Here is an 18,649-nt window from a genome sequence, read left to right as displayed (position 1 = left end):
TCATGGATACACTCTTGATACTGACCGTTTTAGTAGTCATTTGCGCTTTAGCTTTTGACTTTATCAATGGATTTCACGATACAGCAAACGCTATTGCAACGGCTGTTTCAACGAAAGCTCTAAAGCCTAGACATGCCATTATTATGGCGGCTATTATGAACTTTTTGGGCGCAATGACATTTACAGGTGTAGCAAAAACGATTACAAAAGATATCGTTGATCCATTCGCCTTACAAAATGGTTCTCTTGTAATTTTAGCTGCTTTGCTTGCGGCGATAGCTTGGAACTTAATTACTTGGTACTACGGTATTCCAAGTAGTTCTTCGCATGCAATTATCGGCTCAATCGCAGGTGCAGCAATTGCGGCCGCTGGGATTAGCTCGCTAAATCTTAAAGGATTTATTAAAATTATTGAAGCTTTAATCATTTCACCGATTATCGCTTTCGTTATTGGTTATACCGTATACAGTATTTTTAAAGTAGTATTTAAAAACTTTAACTTAACGAAAACGAATAAGAACTTCCGTATATTCCAGATTTTCACTGCAGCATTACAAGCCTACACACACGGTACGAATGATGCACAAAAAGCAATGGGAATCATTACGATGGCTCTTATGGCTAATAACTATCATACTTCTAGCGATATCCCGTTCTGGGTACAATTATCTTGTGCTATCGCAATGGGGCTTGGTACTTCTGTCGGCGGATGGAAAATTATTAAAACTGTCGGTGGACAAATTATGAAAATTCGTCCTGTAAATGGTGTAGCTGCCGATTTATCATCATCACTTGTTATTTTCGGTGCAACATTCATTCACTTACCGGTTAGTACGACGCACGTTATCTCTTCTTCTATTTTAGGGGTTGGTGCTTCTCACCGTGTGAAAGGGGTAAAATGGGGAACTGCAAAACGCATGTTAATTACATGGGTTATTACACTTCCTATTTCAGCTTCTTTAGCTGCTCTGTTTTACTACCTATTACATTTTGTTTTCTAATCAAAAGTCGTCTTCCTTATTTTTCTAGGAAGACGACTTTTTTGTGAACAAGCCTATTTCTCATTAAAAAGCGTGTATAATAATTGGTGGATAAGTTATTTAGAGGAGTTGGCAATTTTGGAATACATCATGTTACTTTTCATCGGACTAATCGCCGGAACAGTCGGCAGCCTAGTTGGGCTTGGAGGCGGAATTATTATTGTTCCGTTATTAATTGGATTACACAGTTTATCACCACAACTTGCAGTAGGGACTTCTATGGTAACAGTCGTTTTCACAGGACTATCTTCCACCCTTACTTACATGAAGCATAAGCGAGTAGATTATAAAAGTGGACTTATTTTATTTATCGGAAGCGGCCCTGGTGGTATTATCGGATCATGGGCAAATAAATTTTTAAACCAAGACACATTTTCTTTATACTTTGGGATTTTCCTTATATTCGTCTCAATTCTACTTATGCTTCGAGACAAATTAAAACCTCTTTCCCTCTCAAATACGTCTGTAATTAAGCGTTCTTTTACAGATAATGATGGAAATACTGTACACTACCAATTCCCACCGTTTCTTGCTATCTTTATCGCCTTTATAGTTGGGTTTATATCTGGATTATTTGGAATTGGTGGCGGTGCCTTACTTGTTCCAGCAATGATGCTTCTTTTTGCATTCCCAGCACATATTGCAGTAGCAACTTCAATGTTCATCGTATTTCTATCAGCAATTGTAAGTTCTGCAACTCACATCTCACTTGGAAATGTCAGCTGGATTTATGCATTAATCCTGATTCCGGGTGCATGGATTGGCGGAAAAATCGGGGCTTACATTAATACAAAACTAAGTGGTAACGCCGTAATTAATTTATTACGTATTACGTTGATTATTCTTGGAACTAGATTAATCATTATTTCCCTTTTATAACGTATTCTTTTTAGAATGCGTTTTTCTTATACACATGAATATAAAAATCCTCCGAGGAGAACAAATAAAATTAAACAAACACATAATAACATATAATTTGAAATATGTACTTTCTTCAAGTTGACCACTCCTATAACTGCGACTGTTATCTTTATGATAGCGAAAAAATAGTTCACTTGCAGTTACAGAGTGCTAACAATGCAAAATCAATTATTACAAATTTTATCCTTATATTTCATTTCTTTGTATATTCTATCGATTTAATAAAAAAAGATGTCATATTGACATCTTTTTTAATGAAGAAGTGACCACCCCATGAAGTCTTCATGTACTTGGCACGCCCTCTTATCGTTTCGATCATATAATTCAGCATAGCTATCTGTTTCTTCATCATAAGCCATCGTATAAATAATTTGGCCGTCTACTTCAACGGATAAAACGACTCCACCTTTCATCTCTTCTACATGAATGATAGCATTCGCCGGAATTCTCATATCCGTCATTCTCATCGCATCTAACAATATACTAAACCCCCTACAGCGTATTCATTGCTAGTACTATTACACACTAAATAGTATACTACTGTAATAGCATACATTTCGTCAATGAAATTGCTGTTGAAATAGCATATTGTCTATATACATATACGCTAAAATAGAAGAAATAGAAACATATTAATGGGGGGCTAACATTGATTCTACACAAAGGAGATGTACTATTCCGTCAAGGCGAGGACGGTCCTTTATACTTTATAAAAACAGGCTTATTAAAAGTAGTTCGGCTAGAAGAAGACGGAACACCATTTTTATTCAACATTATCGTTCCAGGTGAAACGATACCTCATCATTCTTTAATTTCACCGAAAGAATATCACGGTACAGCTATCGCTTTAATAAAAACAGAAGTGGAACCGATCACTAATAGTGAATGGTACGAGAGACTTCAAGCAAATCCCGAATCGTATGCTAACATCGCTATGCAATTGCAATCTAAATTAAGAATGATGCAACAACGAATTGATCAATTGACAACCGTCTCTCCGAAAGAACGTCTTCATCGTTTACAAGAATGGTTCGCCCTATATTTAGGTGACATTCCTATATATGAAATATTAACACAAACCGAAATTGGTCAACTGATAGGTATACGTCGTGAAACAGTAAACCGTTTATTACGAGAACAAATAAAAAACGAGGTAAAATAAATACCTCGTTTTTTTGCTTATTGTAAGCTTGTTGCTGGGCCGAAAAATTCATAATGAATATGCTCTTGTTTCACACTTAAATCAGTTAGTGCAGCATTTATATGCTTCATAAATGCTACTGGACCACAGAAATAAAACTCTGCTTCAGTTGTCGGAATAATAGTTTTTAACCATTCACTTTCAATGAAACCTTCTTTATCAAAGTTCTTCATTTCTAAATCTTTTTCAGTCGGTGCAGAATAACAAGTATATGCTTTAACTTGTTCATATTCATTTTCTACTGTCTTAACGTGTTCTTTCATTGCATGTGTATTACTATTTATTGCTGCATGAACAAAATATACATTACGTTTTGAATCTTGTTCAATTAACGTATTTAACATACTCATCATCGGTGTAATCCCTACTCCACCACTAATTAGTACAACTGGTAATGTTGAATCCATATTTAACACGAAATCTCCCGCTGGTGCACTTACTGGTAAAACATCTCCTTCTTTTACATGTTCATGTAAGTAATTAGACACTTTACCGTCTGGTGTATCTACACCTTTTTCTTTTTTTACACTAATACGATAATATTCTTTCCCAGGAGCATCGGATAAACTATATTGACGATTATGTGTATATGTCTCACCTTCAATATTGATTTGAATCGTTACATATTGACCTGGGATGAATGAAGAAACTTTCCCTCCATCTTCAGGTTTCAAATAAAATGACGTAATAACATCGCTTTCCTTCACTTTTTTAACAATCACAAAGTTGCGGAAGTCTTTCCATCCACCTTCTTTATGTGCAGCTTCTTCATACATCTCTGCTTCAATGCTAATGAATGCATCAGCAATGACACCATATGCTTCTCCCCATGCATTTAAAACTTCATCAGGTGCACCTGCGATCTCTTTAATGGCACGTAGTAAACATGTACCTACAATCGGGTAATGCTCTGCTTTAATACCTAAACTTCTATGCTTATGACCAATTTGTTTTACAACTGGAATAATAGCTTCTAAATTATCAATGTACGTTGCAGCTGCATAAACAGCATTCGCTAACGCTTGTTGTTGTCTTCCCTTTTTCTGATTTGTATGGTTGAAAATATTCAATAACTCCGGATGTTCCGAAAATAAAATTTCATAAAATCTCGTTGTAATTTCAACGCCTTTTTCTTGTAATAATGGTACTGTTGACTTTACGATTTCAATTGTTTTTGCACTTAACATTGTATCCCACTCCTCTATTTCCTTAACTGTTTTTAGTTTAACTGAATCTTATAATGCAGATTGTGATTTTAATCACTATTAACACGGTGTTTTTGTGAATAATATATGAACATTGTATTTACAAAAGAAAATAAGCTAACTAGAATTCTAGCTAGCTTATTATTTTGTTTGTATAGCTTGTTCAATTACTTTTATATCTTTCCCATCGCCAAACTCCGTATATCCCCAGATATTCGTTTCACCTCTATATTTATTTACGATAATATCCAAGTCATGATATACACGGTGGGCATACACTACATACTCAATATTTTGAAGTTCCACACCTTTTTTTACAATTTCATAGCTTCTATTTACATCACGTTTTATTTTTTCATTCTTTATTTCTGTATGTATATTTTTTAACGATGATTCTTGTTGTTGAAACCATTGCTTAAATTGATTCCAATCCCCGTCTGTATAATTCTCTGCTTTACCGTAATTTAAGAAATTATTATAGCTTTCATGTGTCATTCGAATAAAATTTAGCACTTTTGTCTCTTCTTGCACATCTTCTATTTGAGCTATTGTATTTACCTCAGCAGGCTTATTCGCATAATGTAACAGCACTTTCATAAGACTATAGCTCGCAATGATCATCACGATAATAATCCCGAATACACTTAACAATTTCTTCATATACAGAACTCCTTCTCTACTAAAAATATTACAATGTATGACTATACTTGTAACTTTCTCTCGTAGAAATATAATTCCTGTATAAATTCTTCCTATCATTTCGACAATATTTTTCTATACATTTCTCGTTGGCAAATGTTCTTGTAAAACAATATATCCTTCATAAGCTGTGTAACCGAGTATAGCCATTAATCCAATATAACAAGCAAATACTGTCCATTTCGTTTTCGCATCCACTTTATAATAGTTTTCTTGTTGTTCCTTTTCTGTTTTCCATTCATTTAATTTTCTTTCTGACGCTTCAAATGCTTCCCTTATGTGAATTGTATACTCATCTTTTTCATCTTCATATGGAACATAATCTAACGGTTCGAACTTCGGTAAAAGATACTCTAACACTTCCATTTTTTGAAGTTCACCTATTTGTAACTCTTTTTCCCGTTCTCTTTGTCTTAATGCATTCATCTCATGATGCATCACGTATATAGTCCGATGTACAGCACCCGTTTCTTTTAATTCCTCTTCAAGCCTAGTAACATATTCTTTCATCCCATCAATTTTATGCCCTAATTCCTTAATCGGCTCATCTCTCTTTATTACTCTATATAACTCCATACAACCGATAATAACAATAAATCCTCCCAAAATACTTTTAAAGTAAATTGAATAGCCAAGTAATAAAATAAGGCCTGCTCCCCAAATTTTAGTACTGACAACTGAAATAATTCGCCCACCATCTAGCGGCGAAACGGGAATTAAATTAAAGAAATTAATCATACTTCCAAGCAAAATAACAAGCGCCCAAAATGGCTCTTTCGTCATTATATAAAGCGGTATCGCGGGTAAAAATGACAGAAGTCCGAAAAGCGGACCCATATAGGCAATGTAAGCTTCATCTTTCGCATTTTTCGGCATCTCTTTCATTCCAATAAGGGCCCCCATAAATGGAATAAAGATTGCTGGCGATGTTGGGATCCCCTTTCTTTTCGCAGCCCATAAATGGCCCATTTCATGAACAAACAACAAATAAATGAGCGCCACTCCAAATTTCCAACCATATAGAACTGCGTATGCGCCAAGCGATAGAAACATACTAAATACCGTTGAAAACTTTGCTAATTTAAAAATTGCAAATACCCACTTTAACTTAGACAGTAAAAATAGACCTATCGCAACAATAATTCCCCATAATCCTTTTTTATTATTTTTCATATTCCTCTCCTTTATCTCTCATTAATGAATCATATTCATTCATTAAAGCTTGTTCTTTTCTCTATTATGACATATTTTTTTCTATTGTTAGAAATAATGTTTATATAATCCATTTTCAGCCAAAAATATAAATAAAAGGAGGTGTACAAAAATGAATTTACAATCTCTTATAATAGGTGCTCTATCGTTTTTAGCTTCAACTCTTATTTTTTATACCGTTAGTTACGTATTATTATTAGATTTGTTGCCCAATCACGTATTTATTGCCCTTGTCATCCTTTCCGCTCTTATGATTTCTTTTCTTATTACACGAAAATCAATGAATGAGCCATCTGCAAAAGCAAAGTAATAGAGAGGGGTGCTTTCCCCTCTCTATTATCATTTCCTAGGAAAGGTCATATAGATTTGACGAGTTTATATTCATTCCAATCCGTAAGGGCTAATTAAAGTCTCACTTTATCTTTGAAAATTCATTTTTTCACCATAATCTTTAACAATCTGAATTATATTTTGAAACACACCTATTTTTTCTTTTTTACTGTTTAATATTTTCAAATCATAACTTTCGTAATATGTTTCTAATGATTTTAATTGTGATTCTGAAGCGCTTTTTATCGGAACAGTAGCATGTAATTCATATTGCTTATACCCTTCCTTTACTTTTTCACCTAAAATCATTTCACTCTCTTTTGCTCCAATTAATTTTTGAACTTTTTCTGGAAAATTGAGTTGCAAATAATATTCTTGCTCCTTCACTAACTTATTGTATAGTGATTGTGAAATCGTATACCGTACCGTATAATTCACGTTTTGATCGCCTGTTTTAATATGAAACGCGGTAATCTGCAAATCTTTTTTTGTTACTTCCGTTAAAGGGCTTACCTGCATCTCATCTTCTTTTTGTTCTGAGACATTTGGAAATATATCCAAAAGCTTTTCCGTATCTTTTTCATTCAACATATACATAGCTTTCTTATATTGCACCCATCCTCGTCTATCTTCTCCCCTTAACCATGCATAATAAGTTTCTTTTTTCCCATCTCTACTAATTTGTATTTCATATTCAGGTTCACCGAAGCTTCCTGTTATTTCTTGTTTCTCAGCTTTATTCAAAATGTCTATTACTAACTTCGCTTCTGATTCCTGCAACTTTTTCTCTTTATGTTTTTTTTGTATAACGGTTACCCCTATTGTTTCTTTCACTTCATTCACCGTCTCTTCTACTTTTTTTGTTTCTTTTTTCGGTTCAACTTGACCACAAGCTGCTAGTAACATAACAAACAACAACACCAATACATATTTCCCTTTCAAATTAATCCTCCTCTTACGATAAGAAATCCTTATAATCTTCATACATAAAACAAAAACGTGACATCCTATTAAATACGCTATACTAATCATTGAAAGGAGGTCTTTATCATGTCCATTAATTTTCATGATGAAAATAATAAGTACACATATGCAACAAGAAACGCTCATATTTCTTGGGCTGAAATGGTAAAAAACATTACAGAAATACAAAACAAGCAAATAATTGATATCGGCTGTGGTGGTGGGATTTATACGAAAGAACTCGCTCTTATGGGAGCCAATAATGTTGTGGGACTTGATTTTTCAAAAGAAATATTACAAGCTGCAAAAGAAAATTGTAACAACTTTTCAAACATTTCATTCATCCACGGTGATGCACATAATATCCCATACCCTAATGAAACATTCGACATAGTTATTTCGCGTGCAGTTATTCATCATTTACAAGACATTCCTACATTTTTACGTGAAGCTTCTCGTATATTAAATAAAAACGGTGTACTTATTTTACAAGATCGAACAATTGAAGATTGTACAATTCCAGGAAGTCCCGAACACATTCGCGGATATTTTTTCTCTCTATTTCCAAAACTTATTGAAATAGAGTCAAAAAGACGTCCAAAAACCAACACTATACAGACAGAATTACAAAAACATTCTCTTCATGTACTTCCCACACAAACACAATGGGAAATACGAAAAATACATGATTCTGTAGAAACATTATTGCAAGATTTATCTCCTCGAACAGGTCGATCCATTCTATATGAGTTAACAGATGATGAACTTTCTCAACTTCTACAACATATACAGACCGCATTACAAAACGTCTCTCCTATTATTGAAAGAGATCGATGGACAATTTGGAGCGCCATGAAGTTGTAAGGAAGGAAGCCTCACAAAATAATGTGAGGCTTCCTTTCTTTCATAATCTAATTTTGCAACACTCTTGATATCCTCCACTTCTGGCCTGTGCACTTCCACACTTCGGACATACTAAATATCTAGACTGATTTGTCAACAAACTACCTTTTTGAAAGAGTAAAACTTCTGCTTGTTTAAACGAACGCGAATAATATAACCACATAAAACCAATTATAGCAATAATGCCAAATAATACTCCCATCGCAAGCATTTCAGTCACCTCTTTTGGTTTGTTCTTTCCAGCAAGTGGATTGTTGTATTATTCTCTATAAATTCAAACAATCCCTTCTTCACTCCTATAAATATCAATTTTCTCTATAAAATTTACAATTCTCCGCAAATTTTCACTCCCATTTTACAATTCATCATTTCCTTTACAACAACGAATATCACTTTCGATATTTCCGTATATAAATATATCTTTCAAAAAACATATTGACTTTCTAAAAAAAACATGCAACAATACTGTCAGAATACTTGAATAAAAATTCATTGACGAGAACGAGTACGTTATAGAACTGTTCCCCAGAGAGTTGGCGATTTGCTGAAAGCCAACGTTCAGCGCGTAACCGAAAATCATCTCCGAGAAGTAGAACCGAATGTTACAGTAAGTTCTTACCGGCCGTCCCCCGTTACAAGGAACACGTATCATGTTGTACGTTGCAAAGCCGTATACATATAGATTTATTTCTACATGTGTAAATTAGGGTGGTATCGCGGGTAAATATAACTCGTCCCTTTCTTTAGGGACGAGTTTTTTGTGTTCTTACAAATGAATTTAAAAAAGGAGGAAAAACAATGAACACTGTATCAAAAAAACATATTTTTTTCACGGGTCTTATGCTATTTTCTTTATTTTTTGGGGCAGGTAATTTAATTTTCCCTCCCATGCTTGGCCAAAATGCAGGTGAAAACTTTTGGCCAGCAATGATTGGATTTTTACTAACAGGAGTTGGCTTACCACTACTAACTGTTATCGCAATTTCTCTATCTGGAAATGGAATGCAGCAACTTGCAAGTCATGTTCATCCATTATTCGGAATTTTCTTTACAGTAATTGTATACATTGCTATCGGTCCATCTATGGGCATCCCACGTGTTGCAAATGTCGCTTATGAAATGGGTGTTAGTTCTTTCTTACCAGAAACAATCCGCTCTAGCAGCCTAGTGCTATTTGTATATACAATCATCTTCTTTACTATCGTATTTTGGCTGAGTTTGAATCCATCTAAACTTGTTGATCGTATTGGAAATGTATTAACACCTATTTTATTACTCTCTATTTTCTTATTGTTTGTTAAAAGTGTATTTACACCACTTGGGCAATCAGGACCAGCAATGCAAGAGTATCAAACTTCTCCAATCTTCAAAGGCTTTATGGAAGGCTACTTAACAATGGACACTATTTCAGCACTTGCATTCGGAATTATCGTTGTAAATGCAATTCGCTCTAAAGGTGTGAATGATCGTAAGTCCATTGCCATCGCCACAGCAAAAGCAGGGCTTATTGCCGCTACAGGGCTCGTACTTGTATACGGTGCACTCGGCTGGCTTGGGGCAACTAGCGTCTCGCTCGGATATGCAAAAAATGGCGGACAGCTACTTACTGTTATCGTACAACAATTATTCGGTCCATACGGTTTGCTCCTATTATCTCTTATCGTTACACTCGCTTGTTTAACGACATGCGTTGGACTCGTATCTGCGTGCAGCCAATATTTTTCAACATTATTGACTACATTTTCATACAAAACGTTCGCGAGTATCATTTGCGCATTAGGATTACTAGTTGCCAACTTAGGTTTAACGAAAATTATCGCAATCTCTGTTCCAATTCTACTTGTTGTGTATCCAATTGCGATTGTACTCGTACTACTATCATTACTTCATAAATACTTCGGTGGATATCGCTCTGTTTATGTAGGTGCTTTAATTGGAGCAGCTGTAGTGAGCGTATTTGATGGATTAAAACAAGGTGGTATTTCAGTTTCATTTATCACACCATATTTTGAATTTATCCCTTTATATAATGAAGGAATCGGCTGGCTAATACCAGCATTAGCAGGAGCTCTTATTGGTCTTGCAATGGCTAAGTTAAGCGGTACGAAAAAAGTTCCATTAGTAACCGAATCTCACGAAGTAAAAGCCTCCTAAAAAAACTCCCAAAAGGGAGTTTTTTTACATTTGATACGCAGTATGATTAAAACTGCTTATTTTATAAGCCTTCGTATAATATTCAATATTCGTATCAACTGTTTCTACCTTGACAACATCATAGTGCTCTTCTTGCTTTACTAAAAATAAATAGTATTCCTCTGTAGCCTCAATAATCGCAATTTTATCTGTTTCAACATTATATTGTTCACAAAGCGCTTGTAATGCGTTCACATAATTCCCTAATTTTTTAGACTTATCCATTCCGAATATAGTTTGAACTAACATATACATTCTCCCCTTTATATGTACTGTTAACACCTCAATGATAACGCTTACATTATTTATCGTCAATAAAAACATTCAATAGTTTTAACGCCAAATCTATATTGTATCGAGCCAATAATCAGCGAGGAATTCCCCGCCAATTAAAGTTTCACTTTATCCCGCATTAACTGCCCGTAAAAGCCCGATTGGTGAGGGCTGATAATCAGTGGGGGAGGAACAACCTCCCCACTGATTAAAGTTTCACTTTATCACTTCGTTAATTGATGCCTAAATGCATAAATAACCGCCTGAGTACGGTCACTTACATTCAATTTATTTAATATATTACTCACATGTGTCTTTACCGTTTTCAGTGCAATAAATAACTCGTCCGCAATCTCTTGATTACTTTTTCCCTCTGCGATTAATAACAAAATCTCAAACTCTCTTTCCGTTAAATCATCATGCAAAGGTTGCTCTTTCTTTTGACGCATACGGGACATCATTTTCCCGGTAACTTTCGGCTCTAATACTGTTTCTCCATCATAAGTAGCTCGTACAGCATCAGCAATATCACTTGCTCTTGATGTTTTTAATAAGTAACTGGTCGCCCCAGCCTCAATAACAGGATACAATTTTTCGTCATCTAAAAAGCTTGTTACAACTACAATTTTTGCTTCTGGCCATTCTTGAATAATAGCACGTGTTGCTTCGACACCGTCCATCTCATCCATAACAAGGTCCATTAAAATAATATCCGGCCTTAATTGCAATGCTAATTCTGATCCTTTTCTTCCATTCTCAGCTTCCCCTACTACTTCAATATCTGGCTGTGTAGATAAATATGCCGATACACCCATACGAACCATTTCATGATCATCGACAAGCAATACTTTTATCATACTTCTCCTCCTCTCTCAATCATAATCGGTACTTTTACTTCTATTTGTGTACCTTTGGCCGGGAAACTAAGTACCTTGAGTGTCCCACCAATTTCATGAACACGCTCTTGCATCGATCTTAGGCCATATGAACCAGCCTTATTAACCCCTACTTCAAACCCAACGCCGTCATCAATGATTTTTAAAATCGCATATTGATCAATTTTTCGAAGGCGCACTTCTGTTTTCTTTGCCTTCGCGTGTCGCAACGTGTTTGATAGCGCTTCTTGCACAATACGGAATAAATGATCTTCTACACCTTTTTTTAATTCTATTGGCTCAATAAGCCATTCAATTTTCATATGTTGTTTTCGTGATAATTCCGTTAATAATTCCTCTATACCTTCTGTCAGTTTCTTACCTTCCAATTGTACAGGACGTAAATGAAGGAGCAATGCTCTCATTTCTGATTGAGCATTTACAACCATATTTTCAACAAGTTGCAATTGTTTTTTTGTCACATCTGGAAATTCAGTTATTTGTTCATTAATCGCTGACATCATCATCGACATTGCGAAAAGCTGCTGACTTACTGAATCATGCAACTCCCTTGCTAAACGATGCCTTTCTTGAGAAATCGCTTCTTGTCTCATCTCTTCATTCCAATGAGCTCGTTCATTCGTTACTTTTTGAAAGAGTCCAGCTTGCTCCTCTAATCGACGAGCCAGAACGATTACTTTTCGTTCCACTTCATGAAATTCATCATCTGCAGTAAACGAAACATCGCTCGGAAAATTCCCTCGCTCTACTTCAAATAGAAACGTATTTAATCCTTGTATACGCTGCTCTATATAGTAACCGATTGCATATCCTACAATTCCCCCGATAAGTAAACTTGTAGTCATAATAAACAAGCCAATTGGAACAGAAGCGATGGATTCCTTCCATAATAAATCATACACTTGTTGCTCGCTTTTCCATACATATACAATTGTACAAATGAGTGCGATACTAACAGAGGACAACATAGAATAACGAATATACATCCACGAAATATTTTTTTGTTTCTTCATTATACTTTCCTCACTTCCGTGTCGCCTACGACAAGCGAAGAAATAATTTTAATACGTCGAGGAGCCTCTTTATACTGCTCTGTTCTAAATGTAACATTGCGGTTAAACCCTGTCTCTTCATGACCTGGCAAGAGCACACGCCCGACAATAACAGAATGATTTAAAGAAAGTTCAATATCATATGGCACATATAAACGAATATTACCAACGACACCTCGAATAACAATTACCGTTTCCCCTTCTGGAATCATAGCAGTTGTTAAATCTATTTCCACATCACAAGCACCATATTGAACATTAATATCCTCAAGTTCATAAATATGATCCATCATTCGCACATTGCCTACAAACATATTTTTCAAATATGGTTCTGTACGATATATTTGCTTCTCTTCGTCTATCATCCCTTTTTCTTTAATTTCAACCTTCATTGCTTTTTGCTGATGCCCTTGTTGAATCAATTGATAACCAATTAAAGCTAAACAAGCAAATACGACAAGAACAAATGCTGCTGATGAAAATAAGAAGAATAAAAATACGATACCACCAACAAATAAAAATACATTTCCCCGTACATAACGATTCTTTTTACGATAATGCCTTCCAAACATAAGCATAATAAATGCAAAAATGAGACCACCTGGTTCAAAATGTCCAAGTATCATATCAAGAAAAAGACCGAACCCAAATATGATGAGGAGCATCCCCATTAATTGTGTCTTTGAAAAATGTTTCTTCATTTCAGCTCCCCCCTTCTTGTCACATATACATAGAAGAAAAGGCATTGCTTTCCAACACCTTTTCTCCTATCACTATATCATAAGCCTGTTTTATAATATACTACTATTATTTTGTTAACTCTTTCGTTAACGATACATCATTCTTTTCTTTCATTTCACGCTCAAGTTTTGCAATTTTCATATCAAATGTGTCACGCTCATGCTCTTCATTCATACGAGTTTCTAAGTCACGAATATGATCTTCAATCTCTTCAAATCGTAAGAATGGATTATTTTCATCCATTTTATGCATCGCAGTATTCATACGACGATTTGCATGTGCCATATTTTCACGTGCCATTAGTTCCATACGCTTTGCGTGCATTTCTTTTAATTTATTTTTCATTTCAGAAAGACGACGCTCTAACTCATCAATTTGCTCTACAACACCTGCATACATTTCTTCTAATCGAGTTACTTGCCCTTCATAATAAGCTACCTCTTCTAACGCACGTTCGTGCAATTGTAATTCACCTGCTTCTTGAGCAATGATAGCTTGCTTTGATCTTTTATTAACGAAATAACGTGCTTGCTCAAGCTCACGAGCAAAGTTAGATTTTAATGTTTTATGACGCTCAATTAACTTCTCAATTTTTGTTATTTCACGCTCACTATCACGTAAATATTGGTTTAACATCGCAATTGGATTTTTTCTTTCCTTCTCATCTAACACGTTATGAAAATCAGCTAAAATTGCATCGCGTACACGTCCGAATAAAGATTGTTTCATTATAAATCTTCCTCTCTTCTACTTTAATTATAATTTGATTTATTGTTTTAGTTTTTCATTAATTTGTTCCACTCATCTTCAAAGTTGCTATATGATTTAGAACTTTCTGGAGCAGATTCAACAACTACATCTTTTTCTTTTTTCCACTCACGGTATCCGTAGTATAAAACCACTAAAGCAGCGATACCGATTAATGCTGGCGAATGAGAAAGTGCAATGGATAAACCGATTAAACCAACAATACCCCAAGCTAACTTTCCAAAAAATGATTTAGCTCGCACAAATGATTTATAGCTCCAATATACAACTCCTGCTCCGATTGCGAATCCTACAATACCAGCAAGACTACCAAGAGCAATTAAAGCCAAAATACCGGCTGCGATAAACGCTAGAAATTGTTTCATCTTGTGCTTGCCTCCCTTCGATTTGATACTCTTATCTTAACTATTTTTTCATCTTCCCATAACGAGCTTAAGAACCGTTTTTAACTCAGACTTAAGACCGAGTCATATTCAGCCCTTTACGCAAAAAACGTGCAGAGTCTATTCTCTGCACGTTTTTTAATTACTAACATTCATATTAAATTAAGCTGTTTTATGATACTCTTTTTTCTCAGCTACTTTCGAAAACCTTGGAAACCCAATTAAAATAGAAGCAATCCCACATACTCCAACTAAGATTGGATAAAATGCATATGGCAACAATTCAACCGGAGATAACGCTGCAAATCCTGCTGCTGTTAACATTTGGGCACCGTACGGAATTAATCCTTGCACACAACATGAGAAAAGATCTAATACACTCGCTGATTTACGAGGGTCTATTTCATATTGATCTGCAATATTTTTAGCAAGCGGGCCTGTAAAGATAATTGAAATCGTATTATTCGCTGTACACATATTCGTCATACTCACTAAACCAGCAATACCAAATTCCGCTCCTTTTTTCGAACGAATATTACGTGTTAATACATTCATTAAATATTGAATACCACCATTATATTGGATTAATTCAACCATACCGCCAATTAATATAGCAAGTAATACTAACTCCATCATACCGCCCATTCCAGTCGTTACACTTTTAAAGAAACTTTCTAACGTGTAACTTCCATCTATAAGACCGATAACACCAGATAGTACAGTTCCACCAGTTAATACAATAAGTACATTCCAGCCAAGTAGCGCTGTAATAAGTACTCCTGCGTACGGTAAAATCTTTATCCAATCAAAGCTATGTGCTTTAATTTGCGTGTCACTTCCTGAAGTAACTATTACTAATAGCACAATTGTAATAATAGCCGCTGGTAACACAATTAAAAAGTTCGTTTTAAACTTATCTTTCATTTCTGTTCCTTGTGAACGAACAGCTGCGATTGTTGTATCTGAAATAAATGATAAATTATCACCAAACATCGCTCCGCCAACAACAGTAGCCATTGCAAGCGCAATTGAGATATCAGTTTGACCACTAATACCTACAGCAATCGGCGCTAATGCTGCAATTGTTCCCATTGAAGTTCCCATCGCTAATGAAATAAATGCCCCAATAACAAAGATTCCAGCTACGATAAATCCTGGCGGTAAAATAGTTAATGCTAAATTAACAGTTGAGTCTACTCCGCCCATTCCTTTAGCAGTTTCAGAAAATGCACCTGCAAGCACAAAAATTAATACCATAATCATAATATCCGGATTTCCTGCACCTTTAGCGAACCGCTCTACTTTCACATTAAAACTTTCTTTACGATTCATCATTAAAGCGACTCCTACAGCAATTGAGATCGCTACAAGTATCGGCAATTTATAGAAATCACCTGTAATAATTCCAGAACCAATAAATAGCGCCAAAAATATCCCAAGTGGTAATAAAGCTAAACCATTTCCTCTCGTTTCTTTCAAAGTATCATCTCTCCCTAGTTTCAACCTTTTTCTAATGAATAACAAAAGACCTCTTCCGATGAGAAGAGGTCTTATACATCTATAAGAAACACTCTTCTCATCTTTCAAGCACACGCTTGCTGGATTTGGCACAGCACTCTGAAATCAAGTCCGCTGCCGAGGCATCGTAGGGCCAGTCCCTCCGCCTCTCTTTATAAGAAGGTTTCATATTTATTTTTTAATAATAATTTCTTTCCTAACTTTACTCGCTTACAAAACAAAAGTCAATTATTTTTTGTATAGATTTTTTTGGTAATTATACAAAAATTCGAATACAACAATCATTTTAACTTTTCTATTTCTTCTTTCAACATTGAAATCCAATAAAATTCATTATTTTTTATTGTTGCTAATATCCATTTCGTAGTGTACCAAGCTAACTCATACTCTTCCTTCGTGACATCACCACTTTTATAAGCATCCTCTAGCTCCTCTTCATCTAATACATACACCTTACCGCTAGGTAATAATACTACATCTAAATATAAATCATCAAAATACGGTAAACCACGATCGTCTATTTTATATTCTTTCGCCACATCGATATAATATTGCACTAATTTTTTCTGATCATCTAACATAGCGGTAATCGCAAAGTTTTTCCCGTCTATGAAATATTGAATCCACGTATACTGATCCGCTGCAATACAAAGTTCTTCACCATCATATTCTTTACAACTAGGCTCTCTCACCTTTTTTATATCCAGTATTCCGAGCATTCCCTCTTCCACTTGCTTAACCGTATAACTCTTTTCTATTAGCCTCTTCCACGAAGAACCGTCACCATATTTACGTTTCATTATGTCTGCTCCTCTTCTATATACAGAAAAGCTCCCACATATTATGTGAGAGCTTGTTCATATTATAATTAAGCCGCTTGACCCTTTTCAGAAATCTCTTTTAAATAAGCTTGTCCTTTTTCAGCGTCATATTGACCTTCCCACTTAGACATAACTACAGCTGCTAAAGAGTTTCCTACAACGTTAACTGCTGTACGAGCCATATCTAAAATACGGTCAATACCAGCAATGAACGCTAAGCCTTCAGGTGGAATACCTACTGTACCAAGTGTCGCTAATAATACAACGAATGATACGCCCGGTACACCTGCGATACCTTTTGATGTAACCATTAATACAAGCAATAATGTAATTTGTTGTGTAATAGATAAATCAATACCGTACATTTGTGCTAAGAAAAGAGCCGCAATTGCTTGATATAAAGTTGATCCATCTAAGTTAAATGAATAACCTGTCGGAATAACGAAAGATGTAATTGCTTTCGGACAACCGAATTTCTCCATTTTCTCCATGATTTTTGGTAAAACTGTTTCTGAGCTTGCTGTAGAATACGCTAAGATCAGCTCGTCTTTTAAAATCTTAAAGAATTGGAAAATGTTGATTCCAAATATTTTCGCTGTAAGTCCTAAGACAACTACGACGAAGAAGATCATTGCTCCATATACGACAATTAGTAATTTCCCTAATGGAATTAATGAAGCAAGACCAAATGTAGAAACTGTAACACCAATTAATGCAAACACACCAAATGGTGCAAATTTCATAACTTGGTTTGTTACGTAAAACATTGCGTCAGCTACACCTTGGAAAAATTGAAGAACTGGTCTTCCTCTTTCACCAATTGCTGCTACACCTAAACCAAATAATACAGAGAAGAAGATAATAGCAAGCATATCTCCGTCAGCTAACGACTTCATAATGTTCGTTGGAACAATATTTACAAATGTATCTGCAAATGAATGACTTTGTACTTGTTCTGTCGTATGTGTATATTTCGAAATATCTGTCTTTGTTAACTGCTCCATATTTACGCCTTTTCCTGGTTGGAAAATATTCGCTATTAATAGACCAACAATAATTGCAATTGTTGTAATAATTTCAAAGTAAAGAATTGTTTTTCCGCCTAGTCGACCTAGTTTTTTAACATCGCCAACACCAGCAACCCCAACAACAATACTTGCTACAACAATCGGTACAACGATCATTTTAATTAATCGGATGAAAATATCACCAATTGGTTGTAAGTACTTCACAACAGCTGGATTATCAAAGAAAATCGCCCCAACCGCAATACCAAGCGCAAGCCCTATTAATATTTGCCATGCAAGTCCTATTCTTTTCATATTTGTTGTAACCCCCTCTTCGATGTGTCACTCTATCTCTCATTCTATCTCTATAAAACTAAGAAATTAAGAGTATTACATATTATTCGACAATTCACTACATTTTGCCCCTGTTAAAAATCATAAATCAAAAATTTAAATCTGACAACAAAATAACTTTGCCCGAACACAAATAATTTTCTTGACAAAAAGCAGACCCATGTCAGAA

At 35.2% G+C, this 18,649-nt stretch carries 21 protein-coding genes, 1 riboswitch and 1 other annotated feature; of the genes, 6 read left to right on the top strand and 15 right to left on the bottom strand.

Translation table 11 applies throughout. From position 1 onward, the window contains the following. Positions 1-2 precede the first annotated feature (2 nt). Entirely contained in the window at positions 3-1,001 is a 999-nt protein-coding gene (locus DN407_RS07165) for an inorganic phosphate transporter (RefSeq protein ID WP_000380273.1), read from the top strand. Between the two features lie 117 nt (positions 1,002-1,118). Continuing rightward, a complete protein-coding gene (locus tag DN407_RS07160) occupies positions 1,119-1,919 on the top strand; it encodes a sulfite exporter TauE/SafE family protein (protein WP_000455762.1) in 801 nt (266 codons plus the stop codon). Positions 1,920-2,212: 293 nt separating this feature from the next. Here the strand turns inward: DN407_RS07160 and DN407_RS07155 are convergent, their stop codons facing one another. Continuing rightward, positions 2,213-2,440, bottom strand: coding sequence for a hypothetical protein (locus DN407_RS07155; RefSeq protein ID WP_000883009.1), 228 nt, complete (start codon positions 2,438-2,440; stop codon positions 2,213-2,215). A gap of 170 nt (positions 2,441-2,610) precedes the next feature. Here DN407_RS07155 and DN407_RS07150 point away from each other — a divergent pair, with 170 nt between their 5' ends. Then, complete coding sequence (locus DN407_RS07150; protein ID WP_000600581.1) at positions 2,611-3,123, top strand: Crp/Fnr family transcriptional regulator; 513 nt, start codon at positions 2,611-2,613, stop codon at positions 3,121-3,123. A 17-nt stretch (positions 3,124-3,140) separates the two neighbouring features. On the opposite strand, the gene hmpA is transcribed toward DN407_RS07150, so the two are convergent. From hmpA to DN407_RS07135, 3 genes are all read right to left on the bottom strand, one after another. After that, positions 3,141-4,349 carry an NO-inducible flavohemoprotein gene (gene hmpA, locus DN407_RS07145; protein WP_000947317.1) on the bottom strand — a complete coding sequence of 403 codons (1,209 nt, stop codon included), beginning with the start codon at positions 4,347-4,349 and terminating at the stop codon, positions 3,141-3,143. 159 nt (positions 4,350-4,508) lie between these two features. After that, positions 4,509-5,027, bottom strand: coding sequence for a hypothetical protein (locus DN407_RS07140; RefSeq protein ID WP_000735526.1), 519 nt, complete (start codon positions 5,025-5,027; stop codon positions 4,509-4,511). Positions 5,028-5,141: 114 nt separating this feature from the next. Next, complete coding sequence (locus DN407_RS07135; protein WP_000794491.1) at positions 5,142-6,239, bottom strand: site-2 protease family protein; 1,098 nt, start codon at positions 6,237-6,239, stop codon at positions 5,142-5,144. 151 nt (positions 6,240-6,390) lie between these two features. Here DN407_RS07135 and DN407_RS07130 point away from each other — a divergent pair, with 151 nt between their 5' ends. Then, the gene (locus tag DN407_RS07130) at positions 6,391-6,588 is read left to right on the top strand and encodes a hypothetical protein (protein ID WP_001053356.1); all 198 of its coding nucleotides are present in this window, start codon (positions 6,391-6,393) and stop codon (positions 6,586-6,588) included. Between the two features lie 107 nt (positions 6,589-6,695). On the opposite strand, the gene DN407_RS07125 is transcribed toward DN407_RS07130, so the two are convergent. Beyond that, positions 6,696-7,550 (bottom strand): YhfM domain-containing protein, encoded by an 855-nt coding sequence (locus DN407_RS07125; RefSeq protein WP_000677064.1) that lies wholly within the window; start codon positions 7,548-7,550, stop codon positions 6,696-6,698. A 108-nt stretch (positions 7,551-7,658) separates the two neighbouring features. Here DN407_RS07125 and DN407_RS07120 point away from each other — a divergent pair, with 108 nt between their 5' ends. Next, positions 7,659-8,435, top strand: coding sequence for a class I SAM-dependent methyltransferase (locus DN407_RS07120; RefSeq protein ID WP_000026286.1), 777 nt, complete (start codon positions 7,659-7,661; stop codon positions 8,433-8,435). Positions 8,436-8,475: 40 nt separating this feature from the next. Here DN407_RS07120 and DN407_RS07115 read toward each other — a convergent pair whose 3' ends face one another. After that, a complete protein-coding gene (locus DN407_RS07115) occupies positions 8,476-8,685 on the bottom strand; it encodes a hypothetical protein (RefSeq protein ID WP_000880630.1) in 210 nt (69 codons plus the stop codon). A gap of 272 nt (positions 8,686-8,957) precedes the next feature. Continuing rightward, positions 8,958-9,216: a binding site (T-box leader), on the top strand. A 56-nt stretch (positions 9,217-9,272) separates the two neighbouring features. On the opposite strand from DN407_RS07115, the gene brnQ3 reads away from it, so the two are divergent. After that, positions 9,273-10,628 (top strand): branched-chain amino acid transport system II carrier protein BrnQ3, encoded by a 1,356-nt coding sequence (gene brnQ3, locus DN407_RS07110; protein WP_001099140.1) that lies wholly within the window; start codon positions 9,273-9,275, stop codon positions 10,626-10,628. A 24-nt stretch (positions 10,629-10,652) separates the two neighbouring features. Here brnQ3 and DN407_RS07105 read toward each other — a convergent pair whose 3' ends face one another. The 9 genes from DN407_RS07105 to gltP form a co-directional block, all read right to left on the bottom strand. Next, on the bottom strand, positions 10,653-10,991 hold the full coding sequence (locus tag DN407_RS07105) for a DUF3922 domain-containing protein (protein ID WP_149216141.1): 339 nt from the start codon (positions 10,989-10,991) through the stop codon (positions 10,653-10,655). A gap of 173 nt (positions 10,992-11,164) precedes the next feature. Next, positions 11,165-11,797, bottom strand: coding sequence for a response regulator (locus DN407_RS07100; protein ID WP_000598707.1), 633 nt, complete (start codon positions 11,795-11,797; stop codon positions 11,165-11,167). Continuing rightward, positions 11,794-12,849 (bottom strand): sensor histidine kinase, encoded by a 1,056-nt coding sequence (locus DN407_RS07095; protein WP_000744326.1) that lies wholly within the window; start codon positions 12,847-12,849, stop codon positions 11,794-11,796. The genes DN407_RS07100 and DN407_RS07095 overlap by 4 nt, the downstream gene beginning before the upstream one ends. After that, the gene (gene liaF, locus DN407_RS07090) at positions 12,849-13,589 is read right to left on the bottom strand and encodes a cell wall-active antibiotics response protein LiaF (RefSeq protein WP_000716096.1); all 741 of its coding nucleotides are present in this window, start codon (positions 13,587-13,589) and stop codon (positions 12,849-12,851) included. Before liaF ends, DN407_RS07095 begins: the two co-directional genes overlap by 1 nt. Positions 13,590-13,695: 106 nt before the next feature. Next, on the bottom strand, positions 13,696-14,358 hold the full coding sequence (locus DN407_RS07085; protein WP_000814127.1) for a PspA/IM30 family protein: 663 nt from the start codon (positions 14,356-14,358) through the stop codon (positions 13,696-13,698). A 47-nt stretch (positions 14,359-14,405) separates the two neighbouring features. Further along, positions 14,406-14,762, bottom strand: coding sequence for a lmo0954 family membrane protein (locus DN407_RS07080; RefSeq protein WP_000808641.1), 357 nt, complete (start codon positions 14,760-14,762; stop codon positions 14,406-14,408). A gap of 180 nt (positions 14,763-14,942) precedes the next feature. Beyond that, positions 14,943-16,259, bottom strand: a complete 1,317-nt coding sequence (locus tag DN407_RS07075; protein WP_149216140.1) for a Na+/H+ antiporter NhaC family protein — start codon at positions 16,257-16,259, stop codon at positions 14,943-14,945. A gap of 94 nt (positions 16,260-16,353) precedes the next feature. Next, positions 16,354-16,459: riboswitch (SAM riboswitch) on the bottom strand. A 120-nt stretch (positions 16,460-16,579) separates the two neighbouring features. Continuing rightward, entirely contained in the window at positions 16,580-17,098 is a 519-nt protein-coding gene (locus tag DN407_RS07070; RefSeq protein ID WP_000824661.1) for a ribonuclease FAU-1 family protein, read from the bottom strand. A gap of 68 nt (positions 17,099-17,166) precedes the next feature. Continuing rightward, positions 17,167-18,441, bottom strand: coding sequence for a glutamate/aspartate:proton symporter GltP (gene gltP / locus DN407_RS07065; RefSeq protein WP_000821131.1), 1,275 nt, complete (start codon positions 18,439-18,441; stop codon positions 17,167-17,169). Between the last annotated feature and the right edge of the window lie 208 nt (positions 18,442-18,649).

It is taken from the genome of Bacillus sp. JAS24-2 (assembly GCF_008274905.1).
GTDB lineage: Bacteria > Bacillota > Bacilli > Bacillales > Bacillaceae_G > Bacillus_A > Bacillus_A cereus.
Note: the sequence above shows the minus strand (reverse complement) of the source record. Positions and strands in the feature narration are given on the sequence as shown.